Here is a 14,582-nt window from a genome sequence, read left to right on the forward strand (position 1 = left end):
AATTCGACCTGGACCTGGGAGATTCACTGTTACGGGGCCTTCGAATTCAGTACTGCAACGACACTCCGTTGACGTCGTCTGCGGGGACTGCTCAGCGAGACGGAACGCAAGAACGGCTGGACCCTGGCGGAGGCCGCCGGGGACGACGGCCCTCAGGGGATGCCGCGCCGGCCGAGCCGTTCGCCGGAGTCGATGCCCTTGCGGGCGATCCGGACGCCGATGCGCTTGCCCCATAACCATCGCCGCAGGTGAGGCACGTCGTACGCCTTGTCGGCGTGAAGCCGTTGGGGTGTGGAATCGGCCGCATGGGATTCGTGTCCCATACGGAAATGGGACAGCATCGGCTTCAGGGCCCGGCTGTCGTGGGGTTGGCCGCAGAGACTCCGACGCGTAACGGGAGTCCGTTCGCGTCGGACAGGACGTGCGTCTTGGAACCTGGCTCACCCCGGTCCACGGGATTCGGGCCTGTGAGTTCGCCCCTTTTTTTGGCCCTTACGTGCGCGGAGCTGCAGGACTTTCTGATGCAGCCGTCCCCGGACTCCCGCACGAGACCAGATGACGAAGCTACGGTGCACGGTCGACTTCGACGCTCCGAAGCACGGCGGCAGCGCACGCCAGGCGCAACCGCTGACCAACACGTAGATGATCGCGGCGAAGTCCGCCTCGCCATCGATGTTCGCGACCCCGCCGCCCTGCGGACGCACCCGCGCCGACGGCAGCAGCGGCCTCGCCAACTCCCACAGCCCGTCCGGAACAATCCATCCCCACCGCCCACTCCCCATACGAAGCACAACGGTCAACCGGCCATGTAGGACACAGTCTTAGAGGTCGATGACAACCTTGCCCTTCACGCGCCGGCCGGCCTGGAGCTCGACCGCGCGGCGGATCTCCTCGATCGCGAAACTCGCCTCGATAGGCACGCGGAGTCGACCCTCCGCGACCAGGCGCGCGATCTCTTCCAGGGTGCCGGGAGCCGCGTTCGCGCCGTTGGCCGCCGTCACGCCGTCGATCCGTGCTGCGATGGTGCAGATCCGCTTGTCCGGGACGCCGAGTTCCCGTGCGACGTGCACGGTCTCCTCTCCGTGCAGGTCCATGGCGGCGGTGACGCCGTCGGGAGCGAGGGCACGGACCCGGTCGGTCAGGCCGTCGCCGTAGACGACCGGTTCGGCTCCGAGTTCGCGCAGGTAGTCGGCCGAGGACGGCGATCCCGTCCCGATCACGCGCGCTCCGGCGATCCGGGCGAGCTGGACGGCGAACACCCCGACCCCGCCTCCGGCGCCGCCGATCAGCACGGTGTCGTCCGGACCGGGGTTGATCGCGGCGAGGGCGGCGGATGCCGTCCGGCCCGCGATCGTGAGGGTGGCGGCGACGCGGTCGTCGACGCCGTCGGGCGTGTGGTGGGCCTCGTTCGCCGCGGTGTCCCCGGATGAGTCGACCACCACGAAGTCGGCGACCGCGCGGGACAGGGCGCTCCCGAACGCCCGGTCGCCGGACGTGAAGCCGCTCACCCCGTCGCCGACCTGGTCGACCACTCCCGCGTAGTCGGTCCCGAAGCCGACCGGCAGGGTCAGGCCGAACCGGGCGGCGGTGTCCGCGTCGGTGGTCATGGACCAGTCCATCGGATTCAGACCGGCCGCGGTGACCCGCACACGGACCTGTCCCGGGCCGGCCTGCGGTGCGGGAACCTCGCGGACGTCCAGGACGTCGGGGCCGCCGAATGCATCGAGCTGGACCGCCCTGCTGCGACCCGTCGGCGTCTGATTGCTCTGTTCCTGCATGTTCCTCTGTCTCCTTGGACCTGAGTACGCAGTGGACGCATGGACGCACTGAAACGGACTATGCTCCGTTTATATGGATGACCGTAACACAAACGGAGCGCGTTCCGTTTCGACTGACGCGGAGATGCGCGCGCCACGGGCGGACGCGGCCCGCAATCGTGACCAGCTGCTCGCGGTGGCGACTCGCGTGTTCGCCTCGGCGGACGCCGAGCCGTCGATGCGCGCGATCGCGCGCGAGGCCGGGGTCGGCATCGCCACGCTCTACCGGCACTTCCCGACCCGCGAGTCGCTGGTCGACGCGGTCTACCGGGACCAGGTCGTGGGCCTGACAACCGGCGCCCACGAGCTGCTCGGTCGGCTGGCCCCGGCTGCGGCAATGCGGCGCTGGATGGACTTGTTCGGGGACTGGATCGCGACCAAGAACGGCATGCTCGACACGCTGCTCGCGATGATCGAGTCGGGTGAGATCGCCCATGCGCAGACTCGGACCGAGCTCCTGACGGCCATCACCAGGATGCTCGACGCCGGCCGCGCGGCGGGCGACCTCCGCTCCGACGTCACCGCCGAAGACATCGCCGCCGCCCTCATCGGAATCTTCACCGTGGCCCCCCGACCCGAGCGCGAAGCTCAGGCCGGCCGCCTGCTGAACCTCCTGATGGACGGCCTCCGCGCCACGGACCGGCCGGCCTGAGCCCGGATCGAGGCCGACGCACCTGGGCTCTGCCCGACTGACGCCAGGCCGCTGCTGACCGCCCATCACTGGTGGTCGTCGGTGAGGGGCTCGGTCAGCTGGGCGTCCACCAGTCGTACCTGCTCGGTGAACGGCTGCAAAGTGGCGGCGACGTCCGTGAGTTACTCGTCCTCGTCGGCGTCGGTGACGACCAGCTCAAGGTTCTGGTCGATGATGCGCATGTGCAGCTCGCTCTTCAGAACCGCGGGGTAGCCCCAGTTGTACTGCGGGAAGACGAAGAGAACCCGTCGTAGCCGCTGGCTGTCCGGCTCCAGCGGCGCGTGTGCTCGTGCTCGTACTGACCGAGGACGGGCTTGCGCAGCTCGTAGGTGAGACGGCTGTTCTGGTGGGCTGTCTTGCGTACCCACCCGGCGATCTCGGGGCAGCTGCGGGTCGGTCGAGTGCTGCCGACGACGACCGCGATGCGACGGTCCGTGGTTGTGCTGTTCTCTGTCACGTCATGCATGCTCCCGGTAGAGTGCCGCTCCACGGGTGAGCGCCGCGGCGGGTGGAGCCGTCGAACTTGCGTGATCTCGGGGCCGCGTTGAGCTGCTGAATTCCTCCGAGCCGCGTTCTGCATGTCGGCTCCCCCGGGCGGTGACTGAGAGGGCGTTTGATCTGGAGCGTGTCTCCTTGGTGTTGTCCGCCATGCGAAGCTGTTCGCCATGGCGCCTTCGACAGTCCGTGGACTTGCTCTGCCCGCCCCCGCTGACATCGCTCATCGATCGCGACCTCTGGCGACACCCGGGCGATGCGGTGCCAGCGAAGGTCATCCCGTGGTTCAAGGACCCCCTTGCCTTCGTATCGAACCCCGAGCAGAGGGCGTACGCGTCCCAATCAATGGACATGTTCGCCGATGATCCACACTCCGCCTTCTTTCGCCAGGCACGCGGAATCAGGGGCGCCGCCCCGCTCGAACTTCCTTGGCTTGACGTTGAACAGGCAGTGCTGATCGCCACCACTCGCAACCCGGGCGATGACGGCGCCCTGGCTCTCGACTACCGGACTGACCCCTCAGATCCCCGCGTAGTCGGCAGTGACTGGACAGACCACCTTCTGTGCCAGTGGCGGGTCGTAGCACCTACTTTCTCAGGCTTCGTCTCGAGCTTGGGCCTGTAGCTTCTGCAGTCATGTCATTGACGCGCCCGGACAAGGATGGACGCGACGTGGAGTGCGGCCTGGTAGGCAATGGCGCGTTTGTGAGTCCGCAGGGCCAGCCCGCGCCACTGCTTGAGTCGTATTTCTCGGCGTCGAAGCTGGGCGGGCGGCCTCCGGCACGGCCTGGCCGCAGGCGGTGACCGATCTGGTCGGCGGGCTGCGGGACGACAGCCCGGATGCCTCGGCGACGAAGGTGTCCACGGATCGCGCGGGACGAATAGGCGCGATCCGCCAGGACGATTGCCGGGCGGATTCTTGGCCCCCCGGGTCCGCTGCGCGGGATCCGGATCCTGGCCATGACCGCCTCGGAAGCCGGTGCGTCACCAGCCTGATCGGCGGTGACGTGGGTACCCAGGGGGCGAGCCCGACTGTCACTGGCCAAGTGGACCTTCGTGCTCAGCCCGCCGCGGGACCGAACCGGTCGGTCCACCAATGCGGCAGCACCTCGCTCGAGGTGAGCGACTTGCTGTCGAGCTCCGGGATACGCCCGTCACGCTCGGGGCCGTAGTTGCACGTAGTTCCTCGGATCACATGCGACCCGCCCCCGACAAGGAGAGAACGGCTGTCGGGGCCTCCTGGTGGATCACGCCCGTGGTTTCCGACAGCCGGGCACCACGGCCGCCGTGGCGTAGGAGGAGTATCTCGGCGGCGATGGACAGTGCGGTTTCCGCCGGGCCGGCACCGCCCAGGTCGAGCCCAGCGGGGGAACAGAGCCGCCTCAGTTGGTCGTGGCGCACTCCCGTGGCCCGCAGGGATGCCCTGCGTTGCTCTGCGGTTCTCCGGGAGCCCAAGGCTCCGACGTAGGCCAGGTCCATCCCCAACGCGGCCTGAAGCAAGGGCACGTCGAACTTGGGATCGTGGGTGAGCGAGACGACCACCGTTCTGCCGTCGATCCGGCCTGCCGCCGCCTCGGCGGCGAGGTGGCGGTGGGGCCAGTCCACGACGACCTCGTCCGCGTCCGGAAAGCGTTCGGGGGTGGTGAACACCGGCCGTGCGTCGCACACCGTGACCCGGAAACCGAGCAGTGCACCCTGGCGGGCGAGGACCGAGGCGAACTCATTGGATCCGTAGACCAGCATGCGGGGCGGCGGTGCCAAGCAGTTGACGAACACCCGCGGGCCAGTGCCGGAGTCCCCGTCGGCGGACCCGGTGCGGAACGTGCCGGAGCGCCCCTGCCCGAGCAGTCTCCTGGCCGCTCCGGCGGTGTCACCGTCGAGGGCGGAGTCGCCCGTGCTCCCGCTCGTACCACTGTCCCAGCACACCAGGTGCGTGCCGGCTCGTACCGGCCCGTCAGCCTCGACGACCGTGGCCAGAGCAACGGCGACCCCGCCCCGCATGTGGTGGAGAAGGGTGCCCAATTCGGAGAAGGACTGCTGGTCGACGCGCTCGACGAGGACTTCGATGGTGCCACCGCATGTCAGGCCGACCGCTCCCGCGTCGTCATCGCTCACCGCGTAGCGTTCGAGCACGGGAGTGCCGTCCCGCAGGACCTGCTGTGCCAGGTCGTAAACGGCGCCCTCCACGCAGCCGCCGGACACGCTGCCGGTGACTGTCCCGTCCGGGGCGCAGATCATGATGGCTCCGGGTCGGCGGGGAGCCGAGCCGTACGCGGAGACAACCGTGGCGAGCGCGCACGGTGTGCCGGCTTCCCAGAGACGGTGGAGCCGCTCCCACATGTCGTTCATCCTGCTTCCTCAGCTCCGATGATCTTGTCCAGGGTGAGGGGCAGGTCCCGGATGCGGCGCCCGGTAGCGTGGTAGACGGCGTTTCCGATGGCGGCCGTCATGCCGGTCATCGGGGTTTCTCCGAACCCGCGTGCGCCGAACGCCTCGTGGTTCGCCGGGTCAGGTTTGTCCACGAAGCCGATGTGGATCTCGGGGATATCGGCGTTGACAGGCACCAGATAGCCCGACAGATTGGGGTTGACGATCCGCCCCAGGTGGTGGTCGACCATGGTGTGCTCGGACAGGGTGAAGCCGACGGCCCAGACCGCTCCGCCGATCGCCTGGCTGCGCAGCGTCCTGCGGTTGAGGACTCGGCCAGCGTCGAAGATCCCGTGCATACGGGTGACGCGGACCTGTCCGAGCCTGGGGTTGACGCGTACCTCCGCGAAGACCGCACCGGTGGAGTAACCGGGGGGAATGGGAACTGGGTTGGTGGTCGCTTCCACGGGCTTGCCGTGACGGGTGACGACCGCGCGGATGGTGTCGCGGAGTTTTGGCCGGTCGGTGTCGTGCAGGATCCCGCCTTCGACAGTGATCTGGTCGGCCGGGATGCCGTGCAGGGGGGACCGTGGGTCCGCTACTGCGATGTCGATCACGGATCGGCGGGCTGTGGTGCACGCTCGGTTGACGGCGGCGCTCACACCGGGGACCGTGGCCGACGCGGCGGAGACGAACGCGAACGGGTAGTCGGTGTCACCGAGTTCGAAATCCACGTCGTCAAGATCCAGTCCCAGGCTGTCCGCGGCGACTTGCGACATCACCGTGTAGGTTCCGGTTCCGATGTCGTGGGTGGCGACCTGGACCACTGCTTTTCCATTGGCGGAGATCACTACACGGGCGCCGGCTCCCGGCCTTCCGCCAGTTGTGTGCGCCGCGGACGCCATGCCCAAGCCGATCAGGGTGTCGCCGTCGCGCATCGATCGCGGGCGCGGATCGCGCTTGCTCCAGCCGAATACGTCCGCGCCCCGGCGGTAACACTCCTGTAGGTGCTTGCTGCCGAAGGCGGCACCGTTGTCGGGATTGACCGAGGTGTAATTGCGCAGCCGGAGCTCGATGGGGTCCATGTCCAGCTCGTAGCTCAGCTCGTCGAGTGCGGTCTCCAGACCGTGGGAGGCGACGACTTCCGGTGACCTCATGTTGCTCGGGGCGGGCAGATGAAGTTTCACAGCCCGCTGGGCTACATGCACGTTGGGGCAGGCGTACAGCATGCGCGTGGGTTCGCTGGTGTTGAACAGTAAATCCTCGGTCCGACTGACCTGGGACGTCGTGATGTGGTCGATCGCGGTGAGCGTGCCGTCCAGCTTGGCTCCGATCCTGAACCGCTGGTGGGCTTCGGGGCGGTGGCCGTTGGAGGTATATGCCTGGGCACGGGAGAGCACCAGTTTGACCGGACGCCTCAAATGGCGGGCGAGGGCGGCGGTGAACATGGTGTGTGGCCACACCGGGCCCTTCGCTCCGAACCCTCCGCCCAGGAACGGGGACAGTACACGGATGTTGGCAAGGGGCACATTGAGCGCCTCGGAGAGGCTGAGCCGGGTGGCGTTGATGCCCTGCGCGGTTTCGTGCACAGTCAGCCGGTCGCCGTCCCAGACGGCCGTCGTCGCGGACGGCTCCAGGGCGTTGTGATGGTGCATCGGTGTCGTGTAGCTGACATCGATGCGGACATCGGCCTGCGCCAGCCCCGCCTCGGTGTCGCCGCGGGTGACCTCGTTGGGACCCTCCAGACCCGGATCGGGCACATATGCCTCGTCCATGGCTCCGGAAAGGCTGGTCCGGGGTGTGCGAGCGTCGTAAGTAACGCTGACGAGCGACGCCGCGTGCTGAGCCTGCTCCAGAGTCTGTGCCACCACGTAGGCCACGGGCTGGCCGCTGTGGTGGATGTCCGCGTTCTGCAGGGGGATGACACGCTTCCAGTAGGCCGCGAGCTGCGAGGTGGGAACGGCCAGGCGGGGCATGTTCCGGTGGGTGAAGACGCCGACCACACCGGGCGAACGTTCGGCGTCCTGGGTGGTGATGCCGGTGATGCGTCCGTTGGCGATGGTGCTGAGCACCAGGTAGCCGTACAGGGCTCCGCTGACCTGAGTGTCCGCGGTGTAGGTGGCCGCTCCCGTGACCTTGGCGCGTCCGTCGATCCGGGCTACGGGGCTCCCTACAATCGGGCTCATTTGCGGCCTCCAAGGTCCTTGAGGATGTCGGCCAGGGCGCGCTGAACCAGCTCGACCTTGAACGCGTTGTGCTCCCGCGGCTGAGCGCCGTCAACCAGCGCTCGGCCGGCTGCCGCGATGGTGGCCTGGGTCAGCGGGTGGCCGCGCAGGGCCTCCTCGGCACCGGCCGAGCGCCACGGCCTGGTGGCAATGCCACCGAAGGCGAGCCGCACATCGGTGACCACTCCTCCCGCCTGGGTCAGCGCGGCGGCCACGGAGACCACGGCGAACTCGAACGTGGCCCGGTCACGCAGCTTGAGGTAGCGGGAGCCAGCTGCTGGTCCGCTCTCGGGAATCTCGACAGCAGTGATGAGCTCGCCGTGCCGTAGCGCGGTCTCCTGGTCCGGAGTGGAACCGGGCAGACGGTAGAAGTCCCCGATGGGGATGGACCGGCGGCCATCAGGTCCAAGAGTGAGCACCGTCGCGTCCAGAGCGGTCAGCGAGACGGCCAGATCGGACGGGTGGACGGCGATGCAGTGATCGCTGCCGCCGTGGATCGCGTGCCAGCGGTTCTGTCCGCCGATGGCGGGGCAGCCGCTGCCGGGTTCACGCTTGTTGCAGGCGCTGCCGACGTCCCGGTAGTACCAGCACCGGGTCCGTTGCATGAGATTTCCGCCGATGGTGGCTCTGTTGCGCACCTGTGGGGACGCAGAAGCCAGCAGGGCTTCGGAAATGACGGGAAACCGCTCACGGACCACCGGGTGTTCGGCCACATCCCCCATCCGGGCCGTGGCGCCGATAAGCAGCCGGCCCTTTCTCACGCCGATGTCTGCCAGGGCCAGCGCGCCCACGTCCACGACGAGGTCCGGGGCGAGGACACCGTCCTTCATCAGATTCGTCAGTTCGGTCCCGCCCCCGATGAACGCGCCACCGGGGTGGCCCGCAACCAGGCCGACAGCGTCACATACACGCGACGTACGCGCGTAGTCGAAGAGCTTCACAGCTTGCCTCCCTTCGCGGCGTCTCGTACTGCTTCGACGATGTTCGGATAGCAGCCACACCGACACAGGTTGCCGCTCATCCAGTCACGGATCTCGGCATCGGACCCGGTGTGGCCCTCTTTGATGCAGGCGACGGCCGACATGATCTGCCCGGATGTGCAGAACCCGCACTGGAAGGCATCCCGTTGGATGAACGCCGCCTGTACAGGGTGCAGTTCGTCCCCGCGGGCCAGACCTTCGATTGTGGTGATGTCACGGTTGTCCTCCATGACAGCGAGCGTCATACAGGACTTGACACGCCGGCCCTCGACGAGGACGGTGCAGGCGCCGCATTCACCGCGGTCGCAGCCCTTCTTCGGCCCAGTCACACCCAGACGCTCACGGAGCGCGTCCAGCAGAGTGACGCGGGATTCGACCGTTACATTACGTTGGACTCCGTTGACACGAAGTGTCACCTCGGCAGTCGAGGCCGGGGACGGCAGCGCCGGCTCCGCCGCGACGGCCGGATGAGCAGGCGCGAGCGGCGCCACGCCTCCCGACACGGCCACAGCGGCGCCGCCGGCACCGGCCTTGAGCACGCTCCGGCGACTGTGCTCGCCAGTTGACAGTGCGTCAGAATCGGCCATTGGTGTGTCTCCTCGCGGGTAGGTGATGGGGAGATCTGCCTTCCTCCGCACGGGAAGGCATCAGCGATGCAGTGTGGGGGCTGACACGGCTGGTCCTTGTGTGATGGCCGAGAGGTAGGGCTCGGCGACCTATGCCGGTGCGGAAGCCAGCGCACGAGTGCGTGACGATCCGGAGCAGGGAATCACCGGATGGACTGGTTCAGGGGCAGTCAGCTTCCACCGGACCGGTTTCAGGACAATCCCGGGGGTCGCAACACTCCTCGACGCGGGGAGGCCAGGAGGCGGCTGCCGCCTTCTTCGATTACAGCGGACGGCGGCTCGCCCTGCTTCCCTCCGGTTGCCCGAGCAGCCATCAGGACCCTCCGGAGTCCGGCGGACACGAAGCGCGCCGACGGGAGACCGAGCCCCTTGCCATCCGAGGACCATCGCAGCTTTTACCGATGGGACTCTGCGAGAGCAGTTGGGCCCCGACGCCTCTCCACAGGTGACGCGGGACAAGCCGATGACGTCTGCGTCAGGCCCACGACGCCGCCCTCTAAGGTGTCGCCATGGCTTGAACCTCCGCACGATATGGACGCCTCGTCTACTTATTACGATACACAGAAATGTACAAGCAGTCCACAAGCGGGTGGGATTGGGGGACACCAGTCGACTTCCGCGCCCAACTCCCCTGCTCAACACGGCCAAAGCCCTGAACCGAGAGTGCATTCAGCGTGGGCGAATTGCCACGTATGACCTCGTGGTCTCCTCGCCGGGTTGGCGTTGTGCGAAGGGGTGGGCCAGCTGCCGGACCCGCGTGGATCAGCGCGGTAATCTCCGCAGTGCCCGCAGACTTCGGCGCCCGCCGCCCTCGTACGGCAGTACGATCACCACGGGATGTGGCCATGGGTGCGCGTCGGATCTGTCCACCGGGGGCACACGTCCGTATCCCGTTCTCCGGACAGACCCGTGCGTGCTCGTCCTCCCGCACACCCCCTTGGGGCAGAGATACAGTGTTGCGATCCGGCGGATGAACAGCGGTTCCGCCGACGGTGGTCGTGCACAGGAATCGATGCTCCAAGGGCGACATCCGCGCTCCGACGAGCTGCTTGCATGACGAAAGGAAGAATCGCCCCGATGACCAGTGAGGACACCGGGTCCGAAGAGCCGGGCCGCACGCGTGTGATCGCCGACCGCTACACCCTGCTGTCGCCCCTCGGTGAGGGCGGCATGGGCACCGTGTGGCGCGCCCACGACAAGGTGTTACACCGCAAGGTCGCCATCAAGGAGGTCCGGACGCCTGCCGGGCTGGCCACGGCAGCCATCGAGCGGATGTACACGCGGCTGGAGCGTGAGGCGTGGGCTGCGGCCCGGGTGTCGCACCGGAACGTGGTGACCGTCTACGACGTGGCCATGGAAGAGGGCCGCCCGTGGATCGTCATGGAGCTGGTACAAGGTCAGTCGCTGGCCGACCTGCTCAAGTCCGAGGGCCCGCTCACCCCACAGCGCGCCGCGTCCATCGGTGGTGAGGTGCTCGCCGCTCTCCGCGCCGCCCACGAGGCCGGCGTGCTGCACCGCGACGTCAAGCCGGCCAACGTGCTGATGGCCAAGGGCGGCCGGGTGGTACTCACCGATTTCGGTATCGCCGAGGTCGAGGGCAACACTGCGCTCACCATGACCGGTGAAGTCGTTGGATCGCCCGAATTCCTAGCCCCGGAACGTGCGTTGGGCAAGCGGCCCGGGTTCGCCTCGGACCTGTGGTCGCTCGGCGTGCTGCTGTACGCGTCGGTCGAGGGGATCTCGCCCTTCCGCCAGAACACAGCTCTCAGCACCCTGCGGGCCATCGTGGACACGGAGTTGCCACCCCCTCGACGGGCCGGCGCCCTCACCCCGGTCATCGAAGGACTGCTGCTCAAGGATCCGGACGAACGCCTCGGCGCCGAACCGGCGGCGCGGGAACTGCGGTTGGTCAGTGAGAACGGCACGCCCGACACGGGTACCGCGCGGCAGGCGCCTCACTCACCGACCATCGGGGCAGAGCCCGAGACCGAGTTCACGACGCAGGCATCCCCGGCCCAGGCGGAGACCCAACACACGACGCAGGCATCCCCCACCCAGGCGGAGACCCAACACACCACACAGGTGTCTCCGACCCAGGCCGAGACCGAGTCTGCGGCCACGCAGGTGTCCCCCACCCAGGCGGAGACCGAGCCTGCGGCCACACATCCCTCGGCGCAGCTCACCGCCGTGAGTTCCCCGGCGCAGCCGATCGTCACGCAGCCCGCGGCGCAGCCAACCGCCACGCAGCCCGCCACGCAGCCGACGGCCGTGCACCCCTCGCCGGATACCACCACTGTGGGAACGCCCGCGTTCCCCGTCCCCCCGGCTCCCTCACGCCGCAACCGGCGCGGCACTGCCCTCATGGCGGCGGGCGTGGCCCTGTGCGCTCTGGCGCTGGCCGGGACGGGCTATGCCGTCGTGAACGCCGGGGACGACGACGAAAAGCAGCAGAACGCTGCCACCGCAGGCGCCGGTGCGGCCTCTCCGGATACGAAGGATGCCTCACAGGACGCCTCACAGAACGCCGAGGAGACCGCCGCTCCCAGCACAGGGGCCGGCGGGCAGGACACCTCCACGTCCGAGGGGGTGCAGATGCAGGTGACGGGTTCGCAGGCAACGTACTCGGGACCGTGCCCGCCCCCGAGCGGGGAGGCGCCCATCTTCACGGCGTCGTTCACGGTGGACCGGCTCCCGGCGCAGTTCTCCTACCGGTGGGTGTCCACGGACGGCACGGTCACCGATGAGACGTGGAGGACGCTGTCATTCCCGAACGGCGGAAGCCTCACCAAGCAGGTCAGCGTCAGTCTGACCACGTGGGCGAAGGCCGGAACGTTCGAGAGTGAAATCGGCGTGGAGCTCAATGCCCCTCTGAAGGGCAAGTCCAACATGGTGCCTCTCTCGTTGACGTGCGAGGCGGGAACGACCGGAGGCGCATCGCATGGTCAATGACGGCTCGTGAACGCGTGACCGAGTCCAGGCACGCTGCCCTCCGGCCGGTTGGGTCTCCGAAGAGTTGAACCGAACCGGGCCCGCCCACGCGTGAGTGACAGTTTCGTCCTCATGCCGGGTCAGCCGCATCACGCGGCCTCTGTTTCCCTGTTGAGTATCATCCGCTAGGAGTAGCCGTGCCATCGGTCATCGTGGGGCAAACGGGTCCCTTCACTGGTCAGAGTGTCGTGCTGAGCGCCACTCCTCTGACGTTCGGCCGCAAGAGCGACAGCGGCGTCGTGATTGTCAGCCTCAGTGCCTCCCGCCTGCACGCCGAAATCGTGGAGGAGGACGCCGGCTTCGTCCTGTACGACCGCAGCCGCAACGGCACCTTCGTCAACGACCAGCGCGTCACACGGCATGTACTGCGCGCCAACGACCGCATCCGGATCGGTGAGGAGACCTTCCTCTTCGAGTCGCAGGACGCCGTGGAGACGGTCATGGACCTCTCCCTCCTCGACATGCCCCGGGCCAAGGCATCCGCGGATCCCGGCCTGCTCCGCGTCACGATCACCGGCGGGGGGCCGGTCGGCCTCGCCTTCGCGCTGACGCTGGAGAACATGCTGCGAGGGAGGGTCGCCATCAAGATCTACGAAGGCCGGTGGATCAAGAACGGCTCCTCTGTGGTCTGGAAGGACGAGACCCACGGAAACACCCGTCGTCAACAGGTCGTGACCATCCAGAGCCGGCAGTACCTCGCTCTGCCCGAGGAGATGCAGTCGGCGCTGTTCGGCTCAGGGGACTTCGCGGAGATGTGGCCCGTCGGACCGGACTCCGTGGAGGGCCGGCCTCCTCGCAACATCCGGATCGCCTACATCGAGGACCGCCTGCTGGAGCTGGCGAACAAGAGCACCGCGATCCGGCTGGTACCGGAACGCTTCGACCCGTCGGAGCACCAGGGCCGGCTCTCGCAGGAACACGTCCTGGTGGTCTGCGAGGGCGGACGGTCGCGTACGCGGGAGCACTACAACGACTTCTTCGGCGCGGCCGACGCCTCGATCTACTCCCTCGAAGGCGACCATCTGCAGGACGTGGTGCTGGGGCTACGGGTGAAGTCCCCGCTGCCCGACCCGATGAGCGTTCTGCTGACCGTTTCGCAGAACAGGTTCCTTCTCAACTCGCTCCGCGGCGAAGGCTTCTTGAACATGCGCCTCACCCGTGAGGAAGCCAAGAACGTTGTCGGCCTCGACCCGGTCCGCCATGTCTTCGAGGAGTGCATCGCCGCTCGTCCCTGTGTCATGAGCCGTGAGGAGGACAACGAGTTCCGCTGCCCCTCGCACGGAACCCTCTTCCTGCCCGCCCTGCTGCGCAGCTCGCCCCTGTGGAAGCGGATCCGGGAGGGCCTGAAGCTGTACGGCATGACCGAGGACGATCTCACGGCGGTCACGTCGTTCCGACTGGACATGGTGCAGCGCCCACGGTTCACGGCGCAGCTGACCCGCCCGACCTCGACGAGCCCCGGCACGTACGGCTTCCTGCTGGGCGACGCGGCCAACGCCATCCACTTCTGGCCGGGCCGCGGCCTCAACAGCGGTTTTGCCTCCGCCACTTCGCTGGCCCGCTCGCTCAGCCGCGCGTGGCAGGGAAAGCCGCTGCGTGACGCCGACTTCATCCGGCACGAGGCGGCGATGTCCATGCTTCAATACAGGCACAAGAGCCGGGCCTGGAACGCCATGGTCACCACCGACGAACAGGGTGCCACCCGCGCCATCAAGGACATCATCGCCGGCAGTCTAGAACCGGCTCCCGCCGACGGCTCCACGTCCCAGCAAACCCACCTCGACGCCCTGTTGGAGAGAATGAGTGCGATACGCGAGCGGCTCGCGCCGCGCCTCCCCGGCATGCCCACCGACGAGGAACTGCGCAGCCACCTCTCGGCGTTGGAACCTGCCACGCTCCGCACGCTCCAGGAAAGCGGTGCGTGGGACACCTTGATCGTCGGCGGCGAAGAGGCCGACATCGATCTCTTCTACCAGTCGGACGCCCCCGTCTACGTTCCTCGCCCCGCCGACCCGCAAAATATCCCGTCGGGTCTCGCAGAGCAGGAAGCCGCGTCCGTAAATCCGGCCTGAGGGTGGGTGCGCAGGGCCACCCGTACGCTGCGACAGCCAGCATGACCGGCCCCGCACGGCGGCTGCGCTCGAATCTTCTCGGTTCAGTCCGAGGTTCCCCTCACACCTGGGTGTCGCGGGCTCGGCGCAACGGGTCACCATCGTCGGACCGGCCGGCGGCAGAGCCGTCTCCTTTCGGTGGCCGGCTGCGGGAGAGCGGGCGGAGCTGGAGCGGCTGCGGGCCGAGGCCAGAGGGAAGGACAAGCGCATCCGCGAGCTGGAGATGGAGCGTGATGTCTGCAAGCGATTCGTGGCCTTGTGGGTGAAGTAGCTGACGCGGACC

Annotated in this window: 9 protein-coding genes and 2 pseudogenes; 4 read left to right on the forward strand and 7 right to left on the reverse strand. The window is 67.8% G+C overall.

Annotated elements, in window-relative coordinates; translation table 11 throughout:
* Nucleotides 1-164 precede the first annotated feature (164 nt).
* Together ACFTZC_RS31525 and ACFTZC_RS31530 are read right to left on the reverse strand one after the other, a co-directional pair.
* Nucleotides 165-782 (reverse strand): annotated as a pseudogene (locus tag ACFTZC_RS31525) (IS5 family transposase); the annotation flags it as partial.
* Between the two features lie 39 nt (nt 783-821).
* The gene (locus tag ACFTZC_RS31530; RefSeq protein WP_382895481.1) at nt 822-1,778 is read right to left on the reverse strand and encodes an NADP-dependent oxidoreductase; all 957 of its coding nucleotides are present in this window, start codon (nt 1,776-1,778) and stop codon (nt 822-824) included.
* 124 nt (nt 1,779-1,902) lie between these two features.
* On the opposite strand from ACFTZC_RS31530, the gene ACFTZC_RS31535 reads away from it, so the two are divergent.
* Together ACFTZC_RS31535 and ACFTZC_RS31540 are read left to right on the forward strand one after the other, a co-directional pair.
* Nucleotides 1,903-2,469, forward strand: coding sequence for a TetR/AcrR family transcriptional regulator (locus ACFTZC_RS31535; RefSeq protein WP_382895531.1), 567 nt, complete (start codon nt 1,903-1,905; stop codon nt 2,467-2,469).
* Between the two features lie 71 nt (nt 2,470-2,540).
* The gene (locus ACFTZC_RS31540) at nt 2,541-2,762 is read left to right on the forward strand and encodes a hypothetical protein (RefSeq protein WP_382895483.1); all 222 of its coding nucleotides are present in this window, start codon (nt 2,541-2,543) and stop codon (nt 2,760-2,762) included.
* Nucleotides 2,763-3,641: 879 nt separating this feature from the next.
* Here ACFTZC_RS31540 and ACFTZC_RS31545 read toward each other — a convergent pair.
* The 5 genes and pseudogenes from ACFTZC_RS31545 to ACFTZC_RS31565 form a co-directional block, all read right to left on the reverse strand.
* A pseudogene (locus ACFTZC_RS31545) lies at nt 3,642-4,081 on the reverse strand (transposase); the annotation flags it as partial.
* Between the two features lie 112 nt (nt 4,082-4,193).
* Nucleotides 4,194-5,351 carry an XdhC family protein gene (locus ACFTZC_RS31550; RefSeq protein WP_382895485.1) on the reverse strand — a complete coding sequence of 386 codons (1,158 nt, stop codon included), beginning with the start codon at nt 5,349-5,351 and terminating at the stop codon, nt 4,194-4,196.
* Nucleotides 5,348-7,555: a xanthine dehydrogenase family protein molybdopterin-binding subunit gene (locus ACFTZC_RS31555; RefSeq protein ID WP_382895486.1), complete on the reverse strand. Its 2,208-nt coding sequence runs from the start codon at nt 7,553-7,555 to the stop codon at nt 5,348-5,350. The genes ACFTZC_RS31550 and ACFTZC_RS31555 overlap by 4 nt, the downstream gene beginning before the upstream one ends.
* Nucleotides 7,552-8,535 (reverse strand): FAD binding domain-containing protein, encoded by a 984-nt coding sequence (locus tag ACFTZC_RS31560; RefSeq protein WP_382895488.1) that lies wholly within the window; start codon nt 8,533-8,535, stop codon nt 7,552-7,554. The genes ACFTZC_RS31555 and ACFTZC_RS31560 overlap by 4 nt, the downstream gene beginning before the upstream one ends.
* The gene (locus ACFTZC_RS31565; RefSeq protein ID WP_382895490.1) at nt 8,532-9,161 is read right to left on the reverse strand and encodes a (2Fe-2S)-binding protein; all 630 of its coding nucleotides are present in this window, start codon (nt 9,159-9,161) and stop codon (nt 8,532-8,534) included. The genes ACFTZC_RS31560 and ACFTZC_RS31565 overlap by 4 nt, the downstream gene beginning before the upstream one ends.
* Nucleotides 9,162-10,277: 1,116 nt before the next feature.
* Between ACFTZC_RS31565 and ACFTZC_RS31570 the strand changes: the two genes are divergently transcribed.
* Together ACFTZC_RS31570 and ACFTZC_RS31575 are read left to right on the forward strand one after the other, a co-directional pair.
* Nucleotides 10,278-12,149, forward strand: a complete 1,872-nt coding sequence (locus ACFTZC_RS31570; RefSeq protein ID WP_382895492.1) for a protein kinase — start codon at nt 10,278-10,280, stop codon at nt 12,147-12,149.
* 176 nt (nt 12,150-12,325) lie between these two features.
* Entirely contained in the window at nt 12,326-14,260 is a 1,935-nt protein-coding gene (locus ACFTZC_RS31575; protein ID WP_382895494.1) for an FHA domain-containing protein, read from the forward strand.
* Nucleotides 14,261-14,582: the final 322 nt, after the last annotated feature.

The sequence above is a fragment of the Streptomyces sp. NPDC056987 genome (assembly GCF_042673865.1).
In the GTDB taxonomy this organism is placed as follows: Bacteria; Actinomycetota; Actinomycetes; order Streptomycetales; family Streptomycetaceae; genus Streptomyces.